Origin of the sequence: Lutibacter flavus (genome assembly GCF_900188355.1) — a bacterium.
GTDB classification, from domain to species: Bacteria; Bacteroidota; Bacteroidia; order Flavobacteriales; family Flavobacteriaceae; genus Lutibacter; species Lutibacter flavus.
In genome coordinates, this window is record NZ_FZNX01000003.1 from 31,071 (window position 1) to 49,169 (window position 18,099).

Below are 18,099 nucleotides of genomic sequence, written 5' to 3' on the forward strand. Positions count from 1 at the left end.
GATTATTAAACTATTTTACATCTCAAATAGTTTCTTTTTTCTTAACTTAACATTATTAATTTGATAAAATTCAAGTGCGAATTTTAATGATTTTATTTTTTTCAACAATTTAATTATTTCATTATCATAATTACAACGTTTTCGCAATTTGGTTAATAGGTTCACCATTATTTTATCTATTTTTGTGAATATTATTTAAACTAAACACAATATGATTAAACAAGGTCTTTACCTTCCAGAATTTGAAAGAGATAATTGCGGTGCAGGGTTCATATGTAACCTTAAAGGCGAGAAATCCAATAAGATTATTCATGACGCTTTAGAAATTCTAATAAAACTAGAACATAGAGGCGCAGTAAGTTCTGATGGTAAAACTGGTGATGGTGCAGGAATTCTAATAGACATACCTCATGAGTTTTTTGTAAAAAACACATCATTCAATTTACCTGAAGCTAGAGAATATGCCGTTGGAATGACATTTTTACCTCAAAGCAGCAATCAACTTAACTACTGTAAAAATGTATTAGAGGAAGAAATTAAAAATCAAGGGTTAGCCGTTTTAGGCTGGAGAAAAGTCCCTGTAAATAAAGCACACCTAGGTTATGTGGCTTCTAAAATAGAACCAGCCATTGAGCAAGTTTTTATTGGAAAAAATGGTCAGGAATTAACCGAATACCAATTTAATGCAAAACTATTTGCAGCGCGTAAAATATCTGAGCAAATAATTGCAAAATCAAAACTATCAGATAGAGATAAATTCTATTTTCCTAGTTTTTCATCTACCACTATAATATACAAAGGTTTATTAATGCCTGAAGATATTAGAAACTATTATACAGATCTTTCAAACCCTGATGTTGTAACTCGCTTAGCATTAGTACATCAACGTTTTTCAACAAATACATTCCCATCTTGGGATTTGGCACAACCATTTAAATACATGTGTCATAATGGTGAAATAAATACATTACGCGGTAATGTCAACCGTATGAGAGCACGTGAAGAATTAATGGCTAGTGATGTTTTTGGCGATGATATTAAAAAATTATTTCCAATAATATTAGAAGGTAAATCAGATTCTGCTTCAATGGATATGGTTGTGGAGTTATTACTAATGACTGGACGTTCATTACCTGAAGTAATGATGATGATGGTTCCTGAAGCTTGGGAAAAAGACAAAACAATGAGCGATGGTAAAAAGGCCTTTTACGAATACAATGCTTGTATTATGGAGCCTTGGGATGGACCAGCATCTGTACCTTTTACAGATGGTAATGTTATTGGAGCCTTATTAGATAGAAACGGTCTTAGACCATCTAGATATACTGTTACTAAAAGTGGAAATGTTGTAATGTCTTCAGAAACTGGGGTATTAGATATTAAACCTGAAAATGTTGTAAGCCATGGTAGATTAGAACCTGGAAAAATGTTTTTGGTTGACATGAATGCCGGAAGAATTATAAATGACGAAGAAATAAAAAATGAAGTAGTTTCTAAAAGACCCTATAGAAAATGGTTAAATAAAAATTTACACGGATTAAAAGATGTTCCATATACTGGAAACATGTGTCCAATTGAAGAAACCAGCTTAATAAATAGGCAAAAAATATTTGGGTACACAACTGAAGAAATAAATAAAATTATTAGTCCAATGGCAATTTCTGGAAAAGAGGGAATTGGATCTATGGGTAATGATACTCCTTTGGCTGTTTTATCTGACCAACCACAATTATTATATAACTATTTCAAACAATTATTTGCACAAGTTACCAACCCTCCTTTAGATGGAATTAGAGAAGAAGTTGTAACCGATTTTAGTTTGCCAATTGGTGGAGATGGAAATATTTTTGAGGTTTCTGAAAAACAATGTCAGAAATTAAAAATTCAAAATCCGGTAATTTCAAATGAAGATTTAGATAAAATTAGAGAAATAAACCATCCAGATTTTGAAGCTGTATCAGTTGATGCTTTGTATGATATTACAAAAGGATTAAATGGTATTGAAGCTGCTTTAAAAAATATGGTAAAAGAAGTTTCTAAAGCTGTTACTGACGGTTGTAATATTGTTATTTTATCTGACAGACACGTTAATAAAACATATGCTCCAATACCAATGCTATTGGCTTGTTCTTATATAAATACAGAACTTAGTAAATTAAAACAACGTTCTCAATTTGGAATTGTAATTGAATCTGCCGAACCTCGTGAACCGCACCATTTTGCAACATTATTTGGTTACGGAGCAAGCGCGGTTAATCCATATATGATTAATGAAATCATTCAAAAACAGGTTAGAAAAAAAGAGATTAAAGATATTTCAGAAGAAAAAGCCATTGCAAACTTCAATAAAGCTATTGCAACTGGTGTTTTAAAAATTATGAATAAAATTGGAATCTCTACGCTACTTTCATATAGAGCTTCTCAAATTTTTGAAATTCTTGGGTTAAAAAGTGATTTCACTAATGAATATTTCCCAAATACGCCTTCTAGAGTTGAAGGTATTGGATTATACGAAATCGAAAAAGAAATATACTTACGTCATAGAACTGCATTTCCTAAATCAAAAATTGCCGCTAGTGAAAGTTTAAATATTGGTGGAGATTATAGATGGAGACGTAATGCAGAAAGACATATGTTTAATCCAACAACTGTTTCTAAATTACAACAAGCAGTTAGAACAAATAGCTATGAAACTTATGGTGTTTATGCTAAAGCTATAAATGAGCAAAGTAAAAGTTTAATGACACTTCGTGGAATGTTAGAATTTAATAATTTTGACCCAATTCCAATTGAAGAAGTAGAACCTTGGACAGAAATTGTAAAACGCTTTAAAACGGGTGCAATGTCTTATGGTTCAATTAGTGCAGAAGCTCATGAGAACTTAGCCATTGCGATGAACAGAATTGGTGGAAAAAGTAATTCTGGTGAAGGTGGTGAAGATAAAAGAAGATTTAGAAAAGATTTAAACGGAGATAGCCGAAATAGTGCTATTAAACAAGTAGCATCAGGTAGATTTGGAGTTTCAACAAACTACTTAACAAATGCTCAGGAAATTCAAATAAAAATGGCTCAAGGAGCCAAACCTGGTGAAGGTGGTCAATTGCCTGGCGAAAAAGTATTGCCTTGGATTGCCGAAACCAGAAATTCTACACCTTACGTAGGTTTAATTTCTCCTCCTCCACATCACGATATTTATTCAATTGAGGATTTAGCTCAATTAATATATGATTTGAAAAACGCGAACAGAGAAGCTAGAATTAATGTAAAATTAGTTTCAAAAGTAGGTGTTGGTACTATTGCCGCTGGGGTTGCAAAAGCAAAAGCTGATGTGATTTTAGTTTCAGGATATGATGGTGGTACCGGAGCATCTCCTCTAACTTCATTAAAACATTGCGGTTTACCTTGGGAACTTGGTATTGCAGAAGCTCAACAAACATTAGTATTAAACGGACTTAGAAACCGAGTTGTATTAGAGTGTGATGGGCAATTAAAAACGGGACGTGATGTTGCAATTGCCTGTTTATTAGGTGCTGAAGAATTTGGTTTTGCCACTGCTCCATTAGTAGCCTCTGGATGTGTTATGATGCGTGCATGTCACTTAAATACGTGCCCGGTAGGTATCGCTACTCAAGATCCTGAATTGCGTAAAAACTTTAAAGGAACTCCAGAACACGTTATTAACTTTATGTATTTTATTGCAAAAGAATTACGTGAAATAATGGCTGAATTAGGATTTAGAACAATTAATGAAATGATTGGTCAATCTCAAAAATTAAATACAAATGAAGCAGTTGATCATTATAAAGCTAAAGGATTAGATTTATCTTCAATCTTACATAAACCAGAAACTCAAAAACCTTTATATAATACAGAAAAACAAGATCACGGTTTAGATGAAGTATTAGACTTTGAAATTATCCGTTGGGCACACCCGGCTATTTATAGAAAGGAAAAAATGGAATATGAATTTCCAATTAAAAATACAGATAGAAGTGTTGGTGCTATTTTAAGTAATGAATTATCTAAAATTTATGGAGATATTGGATTGCCAGAAGATACATTAAAACTGAAGTTTAAAGGTTCTGCCGGACAAAGTTTTGGTGCATTTGCAACCAAAGGTTTAACAATGCAAGTAGATGGAAATACCAACGATTATTTAGGTAAAGGTTTATCTGGAGCCAAATTAATTATTAAAACTCCGGAAGAAGCAACATTTGCATCAGAAGATAATATTATAGTTGGTAACGTTTCTCTTTATGGTGCAATTAACGGTGAAGCTTATATTAATGGAATTGCTGGTGAACGTTTTTGTGTAAGAAATTCTGGAGCAACTGCTGTAGTTGAAGGTGTAGGAGATCACGGTTGTGAATATATGACTGGTGGAAAAGTTGTTATTTTAGGTAAAACTGGAAGAAATTTTGCTGCAGGTATGAGTGGAGGTATTGCCTATGTTTTGGATGAAAGTAAAAAATTCCAAAATGGTTTATGCAATATGGAAATGATTGAATTTGAACCTATTTCTTCTGATGATGAACAAGAATTAAAACAATTGATTAGAAATCACTTTAAATATACCAATAGTGAATTGGCGTTTAGAATTTTAGACAATTGGGAAAAATATCTTAAAAACTTTGTTAAAGTAATGCCTACAGATTATAAAAAAGCACTGATTAGGTTGGAAAATGAAAAATTAATTAACCAAAAAACTACTGCTTAATTATGGGGAAAGTTACTGGATTTAAAGAGTTTGAAAGACAAGACGAGGCAAACCTTGATGTTAAAAAAAGAATACAAGATTATAAAGAATTTACAATTCCATTAAAAACTGAAGAAATTGAGAAACAAGGTTCTCGATGTATGGATTGTGGAATTCCTTTTTGCCATAGTGGTTGTCCATTAGGAAATTTAATTCCTGATTTTAATGACATGGTTCATAAAGGAGAATGGAAAAAAGCATTAGAAATATTACATTCCACAAATAATTTTCCTGAATTCACTGGAAGACTATGCCCTGCTCCTTGCGAGCAATCATGTGTATTGGGCATTATAGATCCCCCAATTAGTATAGAACAATTGGAAAAAGTAATTATTGAAAAAGGTTTTTCTGAAGGTTGGATAACTGCTGAACCACCAACAAACAGAACTGGTAAAAAAGTTGCTGTTATAGGATCTGGTCCTGCAGGATTAGCAACAGCACAACAATTAAACAGAGCTGGACATTCAGTAACTGTTTTTGAAAGAGATGATGCTATCGGAGGTTTATTGCGTTATGGAATACCTAATTTTAAATTGGAAAAAGAAATTATTGACAGAAGAATTTCAATATTAGAAGAGGAAGGAATTAAATTTGTAATAAATACAAATGTTGGTGTTAATTTTCCAGTTGAAGAATTAGACGACTTTGATTCTGTAGTATTATGTGGAGGGGCTACACAACGTAGAACATTACCTGTAAAAGGAGCTGACAGCAAAGGTGTTGTGCAAGCTATGGACTTTTTAACACAACAAACAAAGGTTGTTTTTGGACAAGAAGTTAAAGATCAGGTTTTAGCTACAGATAAAAATGTTATTGTAATTGGTGGTGGAGATACTGGTTCCGATTGTATTGGAACTTCCAATCGTCATGGAGCAAAATCTGTTACTAATTTTGAAATTATGCCAAAACCTCCAACTGATAGAAGTGACTCAACTCCTTGGCCATTTTGGCCTTTAAAGTTGAAAACTTCCTCTTCTCATGAAGAAGGTTGCGATAGAAACTGGTTAATTTCAACAAAAGAATTTGTTACCGATAAAGATGGAAATTTAACAGCTTTAAAAACTGTAGAAATTGAATGGGTTTATAAAGAAGGAGAAAGACCAACATTAAAAGAAGTACCTGGAACAGAAAAAACCTGGCCTTGTGATTTGGTATTACTTGCCTTAGGATTTACAGGTCCAGAATCTACCTTAAGCGAAAAATTAGGTATTGAAACAGATTTTAGAAGCAATTACAAGGCTTCTACTGAAGAATATCAAACAAATGTTCCACACATATTTACAGCTGGAGATATGCGTAGAGGACAATCTTTAATCGTATGGGCTATTTCTGAAGGTAGAGAAGCTGCAAGAAAAGTAGATGAATATTTAATGGGTTATAGTAATTTACCAACTAAAGGAGAAGGTGATTTACCTCCAATGTAATATATTAGTATCATAAATTTTTCTCATATAATGAGAAATTATAAAAACCATCTTTAATTTTTTAAAGGTGGTTTTTCTTTTTGTAAATTTAATGCCTCAAATTAGAAACCCTTTTTATGAAAAGCAGAAAATTATTAATGATCCCAGGCCCTATTGAATTTGAACCTGAAGTACTTCAAGCAATCGGTGCACCAACTACAAGTCATGTGGCCACAAATTTTATCAATTCCTTTGGAAACTGTTTAGAAATGATGAGAGAAGTTTGGCAAAGCCCAACCGGTCAACCTTTTATAATTGCTGGATCAGGAACATTAGCAATGGATATGGCTGCTGTTAATTTAATTGAACCTAATGATAACGTATTAGTGCTTTCAACCGGATATTTTGGTGAACGCTATGCTGAAATTGTAAAACGATATGGGGCAAATGTGACAATTTTAACTACTGAGCCTGGAAATACAATTGCTTTAGAAAAAATAGAAAATGAACTATCAACAAAGGACTATAAATTACTAACAATAACCCACGTAGATACTTCCACTGGTGTTTTAGTTAATCCTGAACCAATTACTAAACTTGCTCAAAAATATAACACATTGTCAATTTTAGATGGTGTTTGTTCCGTTGCTGGTGAAGAAATAAAACAAGATGAATGGGGAATTGATGTAGTGCTCACAGCATCACAAAAAGCTATTGGTGTTCCTCCTGGATTAGCATTATTGATGGCTTCTAAAAAAGCAATGGCTGTTTTTAAAAATAGAAAAGCTCCAGTACAAAATTACTATGCAGACTTTACAAACTGGCTTCCAATTATGCAAGCCTATGAAAATAGAAACCCATCCTATTTTGGAACACCTCCAGTAAATTTAATTGCCGGTTTAGAAATTAGTTTAAAGCAAATTGTTGATGAAGGAATTAATAATAGATTTGCTCGACACAAAAAAATAGGAACTGCTTTTCGTCAAGCAATGTTAGCAATAGGAATGAAATTGTTACCAAACCATAAAAATAACTCAGCAAATACACTTACTGCTACATATTACCCCAATAATATTAACGGAGCAGACTTCCTTAAACAAATAGGAAATAACAATGTAATTATAGCTGGTGGCTTATTACCATCCCACAAAACTCAATACTTTAGAGTTGGGCATATGGGAAGTGTTAATAGCAATGATATTTTGGCAACTATTGGAGCAATTGAAAGCAGTTTAATTGCTTGTAAATTTCAATACGAACAAGGTATTGGAATTAAAACTGCTTTAAATATTATAAATACTTAACTAACTGGATTTTACACGACTAATGAAACTTAAGTAACACAAAACTAAGTGATTACCTGATTTTTATCATCGTTTTTAAGTAGAAACACTCTTAAATTAGTAGTGCGATTTATTATCGTATTTTATTAATTTAAATAACTATTATGATGAGAATAATTTTATTAATTATAGCTGCTAGCTTCACTCTATTTTCCTGTAAAACAGAAACAAAAAAGGTTGAAGAAAATTTACAAACTACAGAAGCTGAAGCTGCTGAAATTCCACTTTTAGCCCTTGGTGAATTTGATGCAAAAGCAGGTGCCTTTGTAAATAAAGAAGTTCAAATACAAGGAATTGTAGACCACGTTTGTAAACATAGTGGAAAAAAATTATTAGTGGTTACAGATGATGGTGATGTTCACATTACTTCAGATGTAAGATTTGAAGATTCGTTAAAAGGAAGTGAAATACTTTTAACTGGTGTAGTGGTTGAAGAAAGAATTGACGAATCCTATTGTTTAAAAATGGAAGAAGACAATATTAAAAGTCATTCTGAAGGAGCCTCTAACCAAGAACAATTTAATAATAAAAAGAAACATATTCAGCAATTAAGAGATCAAATGAAAGCTGAGAATGTTGATCATATTTCAAATTATTCTTTAAAATATGTTTCACATAATGATGTTGATTTAGAATAACTTTATTTATGAAACAATTGAGAAAATGGAGCAGAATCCTTCATAGAGATATTGGCTATTTTTTTATTGGAACAACTTTAATTTACGGCTTATCAGGTATCGCTTTAAATCACATGAGTGATTGGAATCCTAATTATTCTGTTCAAATAAACAACTTTACAACAGCTTTAGATTTAAGTAAAACTCCAATAGTTAAAGACAATATTTTAAAACTTTTAGATGAAGTAGATGATTCTAAAAATTATAAAAAACATTACTATCCAAGTTCTAATCAGCTTAAAATATTTTTAAAAGGTGGTTCATCCATAATGGTAAATATTAGAAATGGAAAAGGTAGAGCAGAATATTTAAAAAGAAGACCCGTTTTTTATGAAGTAAACTATTTACATTACAATCCCAATAGAATTTGGACTTGGTTTTCTGATGCATTTTCAGCATCATTAATACTTTTTGCAATTACATCTTTTTTTATGGTGAAAGGGAAAAAAGGAATGATTGGCCGCGGTGGAATTTACACTGCACTTGGAATTTTAATCCCACTATTGTTCTTAATATTTTATATGTAAACAAAACAAAAAGGCTGAAATTAAAATTTCGGCCTTTTTGTTTATTTATTTAATATCATAAAATCGGTTAATACCATTGCAGCTAATGCCTCAACAATTGGCACTGCTCTTGGGACTACACAAGGATCGTGACGTCCTTTACCGTGCATTTCAACAACATTTCCATCTTTATCAATTGTTTGTTGGGCCTGCATAATGGTTGCTACAGGTTTAAAAGCTACACGAAAATAAATATCCATTCCGTTGCTTATACCTCCTTGAATACCTCCTGAAAGATTTGTTTTAGTACTTCCATCCCCATTAAAAATATCGTTATGCTCGCTTCCTTTCATTTTAGCACCACAAAACCCACTTCCGTATTCAAAACCTTTTACTGCATTTATTGAAAGCATTGCTTTTCCTAATTGCGCGTGTAACTTATCAAAAATTGGTTCTCCTAATCCAACTGGAACATTTTGAATAACACAAGTAACAGTTCCACCAATAGTATCTCCTTGTTTTTTAATTTCATTAATTCGTTGAATCATTTTTTCAGCAGAAGCTTCATCTGGACAACGAACTATATTACTTTCAATTTTATCAAAATCTATATCCTGATATGGTTTTTCCATAAAAATATCACCAACTGAAGAAGTAAACGCATTTATTTTTATTGAAGGTATTGCCTGTTTAGCAATTGCACCTCCAACAACCCAATTCGCAGTTTCTCTTGCCGAAGTTCTTCCACCTCCTCTATAATCTCTATTCCCATATTTTTTATCATAAGTATAATCTGCATGAGAAGGGCGATACGAATCTTTTATATGCGAATAATCATTGGAACGTTGATGCACATTTTCAATAATAAACCCAATTGAAGCACCAGTTGTTTTTCCTTCAAAAATTCCTGAAAGAAACTTTACTTCATCTGGTTCTTTTCGTTGAGTTACAATTTTAGATTGGCCAGGTTTTCTTCTATCCATATCTTTTTGAATAGCATCAAAATCAAGCTCAATTCCTGAAGGACAACCATCAATTACACCACCAATCGCCGGACCGTGAGATTCTCCAAAAGTTGTTATTGTAAATATTTTTCCGAATGAATTAGACATATCAATAAATTAAGCCACAAATGTAAAAAAAAGAATCCTATTGAAGGTTGATTTGTTCTTTGAAATAAATTTAAAAAAACCATAGTTTTATTGCCATAATTACAATCATAACAATTAAAAACTTGCGAATTAATCTATCTCCTTTTTTTACGGACCATCTACTTGCTAACCAACCTCCAAGAGCGTTTCCAATAGCCAACGTTAAACCAATTCTCCAATTTATTTTATCATTATATGCAAATACCATTACAGCTGAAACAGTGTAAATTAAAACAACAGTTACTTTAATTGCGTTACTTTTAACTAATGACAGATTATTTACTGAAGACAATATTAACAACATAATAAAACCAACACCAGCTTGTATAAACCCACCATAAATACCAACAAAAAAGAAGAGTACAACGCTCAACCACAAATGCTTACCAACAATTTTTTCAATAGTATTTTCTTGTTTTCGTTTTGATTGTAAAACCATATAGACAACAATTATTACCATAATAATCGCCAAAATTTTATTAAAGGTTTCACCTTTAATATCAACAGCAATTTGAGCTCCAATTAAAGAACCTACAAGTGCAGAAACTCCTAAATAAATACTAAATGGAAATGTAATAATTCCTTTACTTTTAAATCCGGCAGTGGTAAATATATTTTGAAATAGAATAGCTATTCTATTTGTTCCATTCGCAATATTTGGTGGCAAACCTAAAAATATAAGTATAGGAAGTGTTAAAAGTGAGCCACCTCCTGCTAGTGCATTTATAGACCCTGCTATAAAACCGACACAAATTAAAACAATAATTTCTACTATGGGATTCATTATTTTTTTTGAATTACAAAAGTACTTTAAAAATTAGTAAAAAAAAGTTGAAAAAAGTTTGAGCATAACAAAAAAGGGTTTTATATTTGCCCTCGCTAAAGGAGAAATGGCAGAGTGGTCGAATGCGGCAGTCTTGAAAACTGTTGAGGGTCACACCTCCGGGGGTTCGAATCCCTCTTTCTCCGCTGATGAAGTTGTCAAATGACACTTTAAACATCAAAACCCTTTAAACATTACGTTTAGAGGGTTTTTTGTTTTTTGGTATATACTCAAAATACACTATATATATCAAAGTTCAGTTACCTTATAGGTTACCCTAGAATTTAGTCTAAATTAGGGTAACTAACTTTCTAAGGGAATGCTAGGGAATCCCTAGCCAACCTCCTGTTTTACTGCTAATTTTACAAAATAATTTAAAACGTAAAACTATGATTAAAACATTTTTCTATCTGAAAACAGACAAGCAAAACAATGAAGGAGAATCTCCTATTTATGCCAAAATTTCACTACAAGGCAAAACAACAACTTTAAGTACTCGTAAATTTATTAGTAAAGAAAGGTGGATGTCCACTAATAAATTAAGAAATACGCTTCGGATAATCACTGAAAAGAACAGTAAAACAGCATTAGATTTAATTGAAACCAAAATTGAATCTATATATTATGAACTATCTAAAAACAATCTAGGTACTACTTTACTAGATGTTAAACACAAATTAAACAATAAAGACTCTCAAACTGAAGAAAATGATATTCTAAATATATTCCAAAAACACAATAAGGATTTTGAGAAAAAAGTTAAAGTTGGTGAAAAAAGTAAAGCGTCTTTACAAAAATACAATAGGGCTAAAGATTTATTATCTAAATACATTAAATCCAAATACCGCAAAAATTCATTTAGCGTTAAAGATATAGATAATCAATTTGTTTTAAATCTGGAAAATTACCTTAAATACGAGTCTACTTATAAGAATAAAGTAGGTATAAGTCATAATTCTGTAGTAAAATACTTTCAGTGTTTTAAAACTGCAAGTATCTATGGCATTAAATATAATTTGTGTACGACTAACCCTTTTTTACTATATGATAAAAAACTAAAAATAGAAAGAGCTACTTTTTTAACAAAAGATGAACTTGAAAGAATTGAAGCTAAAGTATTTACAACTGAAAGACTAGAAAAAGTAAAAGATATCTTTTTATTCTCATGTTATACTGGTTACGCTCCTGTAGATGTGGAAAAATTGACTAAAAAAAATCTCATAAAAGATAATGATGGCTCTGATTGGATTAATACAAATCGAGCAAAAACTAATATAGAATCTGATGTTCCTTTAATACCTCCAGCAAAAGGTATTATAGACAAGTATTCCAATATAGAAGGGGATAAATTACTACCTATAATCAGTAACCAAAAAATAAATGAATATCTTAAAGAGATTGCTGACTTATGTAGAATAGATAAAAATCTAACCCATTATGTTGCCAGACATACATTTGCAACAACGATAGCACTTGGTAATGGAGTAGCAATAGAAAATGTTTCTTCAATGATGGGACACACCAATATTAAAATGACACAGCATTACGCTAAAGTTCTCGATAAAAATGTAAAAAAAGACATGGAGAAAGTAAGTGAAAAATACAGCTAATCATAATAAAATTTCTAAATTAGAAGCCCTCAACAATGAGGGCTTTTTTTAATAATTATTAATATGAAAGATATAGTAAAGCTTAACGAAGCAATTAATAAATTATTTACCCCCCATATTGTATTATATAATGATATTCATAATATTACTATTAATGGATTTTGGGCAAGTGAAATTGATTATGATTTTCATACTAAGCTAGTAAGAGAAATTGAAAAAAGAATTATACGAATAGCTGATTTAGGTAATAATAAAAAGTTACTTTATTTTAAAACTTTTCATCAAGACCTACTTGAAAAGTATAACGATTTTTTACAAAACGATTACGAAGATATAGAAGTTTTAAAGCAGAGCATTACAAGAACTGTATTTAGCTCAGAGTCTCTTAAACAGCCTAAATGGACAAGCAGAGACGGTTATCTCGTTGATGAAAACACCACAGATAAGTTGGAGTTTATTATGGATAAATTGGCTACGATGTTTCATATTGAAGGTTGGGACTCGCTGGATGTTCTTCAAGATTTAGATTGTGATATTCATGCTACTCTAGAAGAACACATCATTGAAAAGATAGAAGAGTCAGGTGACAAGAAAGACGATTACATACAAACTTATGGAAAAGAAAAGGAAATTAATTTTGAAAAACACTATGCTTTTGCCCACTTATCTTATTGTTTCGACATTCATAAAAAAACTTTAAAACACGTTGTAGAATACATTGATAATACCTATCAATTTATAAAAAAAATAGAAAATTTTGAAGAAGATAAACTAACACTAGAAGAGGTTTTTGAAGGAGACCCTAACAATATAAAATTTGAATTCAAAATAAGTAAGAAAGAAATTGCCATATTGTTCAAAAACTTAAACGATTTTGGAATTTTTCATATTGATAACAAAGGATTTAAGCACAAACATACTCAACTTAAAAAATATATTGATAATGCTAACATGTATTTTCCTCACAACGGTGAAATAAAACCAGTTAAAGGTATAACCAAGGAATTTGCCAAAGTTTATGGTGAGGAAGAAAGAGTAATGCATCAAGATATTGAAAAAGAATTCCTAAAACGATTATTAGATAATTTAACAGAAAGAATAAAAGAAATAGATTCCGAAGATTATTAATGTCATAGGGAATCGCTGGGAATCCCTAGCCGTTCCTGACAAAAACTCCGAAATTTGCTGTATAGTAATTTAAAATACAGCATATTATGGAAAACAAAAATTCGCAATTAGTTCTATTATCAACCGACAAACTTGAAAGTCTATTATATCCAGTTTTAAACAGGCTGGACGATATTGACAAAAAACTCAATAAAAAAACTTCTACGCATAATATAGCGTACTACAGAAATAAAGACCTTAAAGAAAATTTTGGTCTATCTCCTAATACCATCATAAAATATCGAGATTTGGGTATAATACCATTCACCATAATTGGTGACGTATACCTCTACCCTATTAAACAGTTGAATGACGTACTTGAAAAGAACTCTAACTGGGGTTTATTCCAAAATAAAGCTAGTTAGAGTATGCAATTTATGAGTTTAAAAAAGAAATGGAACACATATCACACCTACAAGGTCATGAAGCCTCAAAGAAGTTAATAAATAATATACTAAAACCAATCGAATATGAAAATAACTATAAACAATAAACAAATTGCTGTATGGCTTCCAAACGAATTATTCAACAACTTAAGGGAACAGTTGAACCAATACAATGAATTGGGCAATAAGCCTAAATTGAATCTAGCAATTGCTAGTTATATATTAAATCTAATGTATTATATCCCTTTGAAATCGGATGATAAATATAATGATGATTGGATACCAATCTGTAGTGATTCTTTTAAGAACTTAAAATATTTCACAACTTATATAAATTTCCTAGTTGAAAATGAATTTATTATCAAACATGACAAGGATTACAGTACATCTTCCAAGAAATGTAGACGATATAAGTTAGGTAGTTGTTATATAGATTTAACGCTTACGCATCATACCCTAGAGGATAATGCTTATTACATTAAAAAAATCAATTTATTTAAGATTGATAGGATGAAAATTGCTGATGCTAAATGCATTCATCTAACAAAATGGTTAAACCCTGAATTGTTATCGATTGATTATAATAATGCTATTAAGCATACCAATTTAAACTACTCTGGAAAGAGAAATACTAAAAAAAGGAATAAACGGGTTTTTAGTATTGAATCAATTCATAACAAGAGTTGGTCATATAGCAGAGAGGGAAAAGATGATAGGTTACATTCAATATTAACTTCTTTACCAAAAGATTTAAGATGTTATATTAAATATAACAATGAATCACTTATTGCTTATGATATTAAGAATAGTCAACCTTTTATTTATACTACAATTCTTAATCAACTAATCAATCCTAATGTTAATCTTATTAATTGTTATTTAAATAATTCTAATCATATGTTATATACCTCTATTATGTCCGACCTTTTTAGAGGCACTTTAAATAATGAAGAAATACAATCATTCATAACTCAAGTGTTAGATGGTACTTTTTACGAAGAGTATGGAAAGTTACTTTATCTTGAAGGTCTTTTATCAAAAGATGTTTGTAATAATTATTATCTAACTACCCCAACAAAATATTCAAATTCTTGGAGAATTGAATTAAAAAAGTTTGAAGGTCTTAGGAAAGCAAGTAAGTATGTAGTTTTACAAACATTATACTCTTCAGACAAATGTCATTCAAAAGAAATAAAAGTATTTAAGAAGTATTTCCCTGAAATATTTATGATAACTCAGTTTATCAAAAAGGGTAGAGAGAAGAACTTTTTCCCAATTCTAATGCAGAATATTGAAGCTAATTGCTTATTGGATTATTGTACAGCGAAGATTGCTAAAAAACATCCTAACATGCCATTATTTACTATTCATGATTCAATTATAACAACCAGCGATTACCAATCTATTCTTGAAGAGGAATTTGAAAAATATTTGAAGTTATACTTTGGATTAACCCCAAAGCTCGAAGCAGAATCTTGGAATATTAAAGTGCCTATTGCAAGCTAACCGAAAAACACAAGAACTATTTAAGAATCTTAGCAACTTTAAATATTAACATAAGGTTTGATTATTAACAGAATCAAAATGACTTCAAATAATCTTAAGATTTAATGAATATAATTCTTTAGTTAGATATTTATTATAAAACCACCATGCGCAGTTATATATTGCTATAAGTGGCCAAAACAATATAAATTATGAAAACAAAAAAAGTAACAACTTACGAAATATACAAGAGCTATATTCCTAAATTAGAACACAAAACTTTTATAATATTAAAGCATCATGGAATGCTGGGAAAACTGTTTAGGGGTGAAGAAATTGAATTAACTAGTGAAGGTATTCATATAAAAGCGTGTTGGTGGAGAGAAGAAACTTTTAACCAATCAAAACAATATGTTCCATGCGTACTAAAGGATGAAAATCCATATTGGAACTAATTAATCTAAGACCTTTTAAAAGTGCTTTTTAATAATCTAACGGAATAACATTCTGAAAGCTTTTAAGTGTTGTCATGAAGGTCCTGGGGAGTGGTATCCACCCTCTAAGATTAGCTATTGCCGTAAACCGCCTTACAAATCCAAATTTTACAACTTCATTAGAAGCCAGTCGAAAGTGCTCATGAAATTTTTAAAAAAATTTTGATACTTTTTTTAGGAGTAACGACACCTCAACGCTATAACGATATAAATTAAAAATTGAGGTTTACTAGCTGAAAAAGTAGAAGGAGTAAAAAGCAAACGGACACATAAAAAAAATTTACAAAAAATTATGGAAGAAAATAAAATAGATATTATTAACTCTAAAATCGCTACCAAGCAACTAGAGCTTAATGACGAGCAAGAGCAAGACAAAAAAAATAAAATTTTGCACCAGATAAAAATTCTAAATGTTAGGAAAGAAATGGAAGAAGCCAGAGAAAAACTAACAGAAAGAAATCACTCGTTAACGAACCTAAAAAAATACACTGGAGCTATACGCTTAAAATCTGGAGGACAACCAGTAAAAGTGTATTGTGACGCAACCTCAGCATCACAAGCTCGTAAAATTATTCAAGCTCAGTTTGATGTTAAAAGTTGGTTTAAGCAGATGACCCCAAATTTTAATATTTAAAATGAGTTTGTTTCTTGAAAATGATAAAAATCATAATTGTTTTTTTATTTTATAGGTACATTAGTAAAATAAAAATTGCTAAATAAAACCACAACATAAATAACTCTGTAATGACAATTAAAGAATTAGGTGAGAAGTTAAACTCAATGTATACTAATGCGCCAAAAGGTGATGCAGTTGCGATGATACATTTGTTTGGAATAAAATATTCAAGAGAAATTCAACGAAGTGATTTTTCTAATAAAGAAATTGCAAAAGCTGCTAGGATACCTGAATCATACGGTACAGAGATTAGTAAGGGAGTTAAGCTCTTCAAGTATGTTGAGGTAAAGGAATAAATTATTATTTAATAAAGGAGAAAATACAACCGAATTATATTATTTTTGGCTGAGAGAAAAGCTAAAACTAATTTCACTTACTTAATGAAAAAACTAAATTTTATCGATTTGTTTTCTGGAGCTGGCGGATTGTCGGAAGGATTCATTCAATCTGGATTTAATCCAATAGCGCATGTCGAAATGAACAAAGATGCGTGTGATACAATAAAAACGAGAACTGCTTATCATTATTTAAAGGATAATAATAAGGTCGAGTTATATTATGATTATTTGCATAAAAGAATTGATAGACAAGAACTATGGGACTCTATCCCATTAAATCTTATAAATTCAGTTATTAATAAGGAGATTTCCAAGAATACCTTAAATGGTATTTTTGAACAAGTTGATTCACAATTAAATGGAGACCAAGTTGATTTGATTGTTGGAGGGCCGCCATGTCAAGCGTATTCAGTTGCGGGAAGAGCTAGAGACCCAAAGGGAATGATTGGAGACCCAAGAAATCACTTGTACAAATATTATGTGGAATTTTTGAAAAAATATAAACCAAAGATGTTTGTATTTGAAAATGTTCCAGGAATTTTATCTGCCAACAATGGAGATTTTTTAAAAGAAATTTTCAAAGCTGTTAATAAAGCGGGATATAAGCTTGAAATCCCAAAGAAAAAGCATTTAAATTCCAAACATTTTAATGTCCTACAAGATAGGAAGAGAGTCATCATAATCGGATGGAAAAAGGAGTTGGATATAGAGTATCCTGATTTCAAAGAAGTAGAACCAATTTATAAAATAAAAGAAAGTATATTTTCAGATTTACCAAAGCTTAAAAATGGAGAAGGAAGTCTAGGTGTAACTAATTATTCAAAGCCAATAACACAATATCTCGAAAAAACTAATATCCGAAATGGAGTTGAGTTTACAACTCAACATATTGCTAGACCGCATAATGAAAATGATTTAGAGATTTATCGTATTGCTGTCAATTTATTGAACAAAGAAGGTAAGAGATTAAATTATGCAGATTTACCTAAAAGACTTATTAGACATAAAAATTTAAACTCATTTACAAATAGATTTCAAGTTGTTAATCCAGAGGGGGTGTCTCACACAGTTGTTGCGCATATAGCAATGGATGGACATTATTATATTCATCCTGATTTGAAACAAAATAGGTCAATTTCATTAAGAGAGGCAGCTCGAATTCAATCATTTCCTGATGATTTTTTCTTTGAGGGAAGTAGAACTGCGGCTTTTAAACAAATTGGAAATGCTGTACCTCCATTAATGGCTAAAGGTATTGCAGAAAAAATAATAGAGTATCTATGA

15 protein-coding genes and 1 tRNA gene are annotated in these 18,099 nt (G+C 30.9%); 14 read left to right on the forward strand and 2 right to left on the reverse strand.

Features of this window, described 5'->3' with window-relative positions:
* The first annotated feature begins 211 nt into the window (after positions 1-211).
* From gltB to CHB63_RS09110, 5 genes are all read left to right on the forward strand, one after another.
* Positions 212-4,717, forward strand: coding sequence for a glutamate synthase large subunit (gene gltB / locus CHB63_RS09090; RefSeq protein WP_089378163.1), 4,506 nt, complete (start codon positions 212-214; stop codon positions 4,715-4,717).
* A gap of 2 nt (positions 4,718-4,719) precedes the next feature.
* Positions 4,720-6,180, forward strand: coding sequence for a glutamate synthase subunit beta (locus CHB63_RS09095; RefSeq protein WP_089378164.1), 1,461 nt, complete (start codon positions 4,720-4,722; stop codon positions 6,178-6,180).
* A 116-nt stretch (positions 6,181-6,296) separates the two neighbouring features.
* Positions 6,297-7,463: a pyridoxal-phosphate-dependent aminotransferase family protein gene (locus CHB63_RS09100; protein WP_089378165.1), complete on the forward strand. Its 1,167-nt coding sequence runs from the start codon at positions 6,297-6,299 to the stop codon at positions 7,461-7,463.
* Between the two features lie 143 nt (positions 7,464-7,606).
* Positions 7,607-8,140 carry a hypothetical protein gene (locus CHB63_RS09105; RefSeq protein WP_141107291.1) on the forward strand — a complete coding sequence of 178 codons (534 nt, stop codon included), beginning with the start codon at positions 7,607-7,609 and terminating at the stop codon, positions 8,138-8,140.
* Positions 8,141-8,148: 8 nt separating this feature from the next.
* On the forward strand, positions 8,149-8,706 hold the full coding sequence (locus CHB63_RS09110) for a PepSY-associated TM helix domain-containing protein (RefSeq protein WP_089378167.1): 558 nt from the start codon (positions 8,149-8,151) through the stop codon (positions 8,704-8,706).
* 41 nt (positions 8,707-8,747) lie between these two features.
* Here the strand turns inward: CHB63_RS09110 and aroC are convergent, their stop codons facing one another.
* Positions 8,748-9,797 (reverse strand): chorismate synthase, encoded by a 1,050-nt coding sequence (aroC, locus tag CHB63_RS09115; RefSeq protein WP_089378168.1) that lies wholly within the window; start codon positions 9,795-9,797, stop codon positions 8,748-8,750.
* 70 nt (positions 9,798-9,867) lie between these two features.
* Positions 9,868-10,620, reverse strand: a complete 753-nt coding sequence (locus CHB63_RS09120; protein WP_089378169.1) for a sulfite exporter TauE/SafE family protein — start codon at positions 10,618-10,620, stop codon at positions 9,868-9,870.
* Positions 10,621-10,720: 100 nt separating this feature from the next.
* Between CHB63_RS09120 and CHB63_RS09125 the strand changes: the two genes are divergently transcribed.
* The 9 genes from CHB63_RS09125 to CHB63_RS09165 all read left to right on the forward strand — a co-directional run bounded on the left by CHB63_RS09125 (position 10,721) and on the right by CHB63_RS09165 (position 18,099).
* Positions 10,721-10,805: transfer RNA gene (locus CHB63_RS09125), tRNA-Ser, on the forward strand.
* Positions 10,806-11,048: 243 nt separating this feature from the next.
* Positions 11,049-12,269: a site-specific integrase gene (locus CHB63_RS09130; RefSeq protein ID WP_089378170.1), complete on the forward strand. Its 1,221-nt coding sequence runs from the start codon at positions 11,049-11,051 to the stop codon at positions 12,267-12,269.
* Positions 12,270-12,332: 63 nt separating this feature from the next.
* Entirely contained in the window at positions 12,333-13,397 is a 1,065-nt protein-coding gene (locus CHB63_RS09135) for a hypothetical protein (RefSeq protein ID WP_089378171.1), read from the forward strand.
* An 86-nt stretch (positions 13,398-13,483) separates the two neighbouring features.
* Positions 13,484-13,801: a helix-turn-helix domain-containing protein gene (locus CHB63_RS09140; RefSeq protein ID WP_089378172.1), complete on the forward strand. Its 318-nt coding sequence runs from the start codon at positions 13,484-13,486 to the stop codon at positions 13,799-13,801.
* Positions 13,802-14,053: 252 nt separating this feature from the next.
* Positions 14,054-15,328: a hypothetical protein gene (locus tag CHB63_RS09145; RefSeq protein WP_141107292.1), complete on the forward strand. Its 1,275-nt coding sequence runs from the start codon at positions 14,054-14,056 to the stop codon at positions 15,326-15,328.
* A 191-nt stretch (positions 15,329-15,519) separates the two neighbouring features.
* A complete protein-coding gene (locus tag CHB63_RS09150) occupies positions 15,520-15,762 on the forward strand; it encodes a hypothetical protein (protein ID WP_089378174.1) in 243 nt (80 codons plus the stop codon).
* 331 nt (positions 15,763-16,093) lie between these two features.
* A complete protein-coding gene (locus tag CHB63_RS09155; protein WP_089378175.1) occupies positions 16,094-16,435 on the forward strand; it encodes a hypothetical protein in 342 nt (113 codons plus the stop codon).
* Between the two features lie 110 nt (positions 16,436-16,545).
* Complete coding sequence (locus CHB63_RS09160) at positions 16,546-16,773, forward strand: HTH-like domain-containing protein (RefSeq protein WP_089378176.1); 228 nt, start codon at positions 16,546-16,548, stop codon at positions 16,771-16,773.
* 84 nt (positions 16,774-16,857) lie between these two features.
* The gene (locus CHB63_RS09165; protein WP_089378177.1) at positions 16,858-18,099 is read left to right on the forward strand and encodes a DNA cytosine methyltransferase; all 1,242 of its coding nucleotides are present in this window, start codon (positions 16,858-16,860) and stop codon (positions 18,097-18,099) included.

Bases quoted from the DNA above. Each gene is read 5' to 3' on its own strand.
- gltB (WP_089378163.1), top strand. From the start codon at position 212: ATGATTAAACAAGGTCTTTACCTTCCAGAATTTGAAAGAGATAATTGC.
- CHB63_RS09095 (WP_089378164.1), top strand. From the start codon at position 4,720: ATGGGGAAAGTTACTGGATTTAAAGAGTTTGAAAGACAAGACGAGGCA.
- CHB63_RS09100 (WP_089378165.1), top strand. From the start codon at position 6,297: ATGAAAAGCAGAAAATTATTAATGATCCCAGGCCCTATTGAATTTGAA.
- CHB63_RS09105 (WP_141107291.1), top strand. From the start codon at position 7,607: ATGATGAGAATAATTTTATTAATTATAGCTGCTAGCTTCACTCTATTT.
- CHB63_RS09110 (WP_089378167.1), top strand. From the start codon at position 8,149: ATGAAACAATTGAGAAAATGGAGCAGAATCCTTCATAGAGATATTGGC.
- aroC (WP_089378168.1), bottom strand. From the start codon at position 9,797: ATGTCTAATTCATTCGGAAAAATATTTACAATAACAACTTTTGGAGAA.
- CHB63_RS09120 (WP_089378169.1), bottom strand. From the start codon at position 10,620: ATGAATCCCATAGTAGAAATTATTGTTTTAATTTGTGTCGGTTTTATA.
- CHB63_RS09130 (WP_089378170.1), top strand. From the start codon at position 11,049: ATGATTAAAACATTTTTCTATCTGAAAACAGACAAGCAAAACAATGAA.
- CHB63_RS09135 (WP_089378171.1), top strand. From the start codon at position 12,333: ATGAAAGATATAGTAAAGCTTAACGAAGCAATTAATAAATTATTTACC.
- CHB63_RS09140 (WP_089378172.1), top strand. From the start codon at position 13,484: ATGGAAAACAAAAATTCGCAATTAGTTCTATTATCAACCGACAAACTT.
- CHB63_RS09145 (WP_141107292.1), top strand. From the start codon at position 14,054: ATGTATTATATCCCTTTGAAATCGGATGATAAATATAATGATGATTGG.
- CHB63_RS09150 (WP_089378174.1), top strand. From the start codon at position 15,520: ATGAAAACAAAAAAAGTAACAACTTACGAAATATACAAGAGCTATATT.
- CHB63_RS09155 (WP_089378175.1), top strand. From the start codon at position 16,094: ATGGAAGAAAATAAAATAGATATTATTAACTCTAAAATCGCTACCAAG.
- CHB63_RS09160 (WP_089378176.1), top strand. From the start codon at position 16,546: ATGACAATTAAAGAATTAGGTGAGAAGTTAAACTCAATGTATACTAAT.
- CHB63_RS09165 (WP_089378177.1), top strand. From the start codon at position 16,858: ATGAAAAAACTAAATTTTATCGATTTGTTTTCTGGAGCTGGCGGATTG.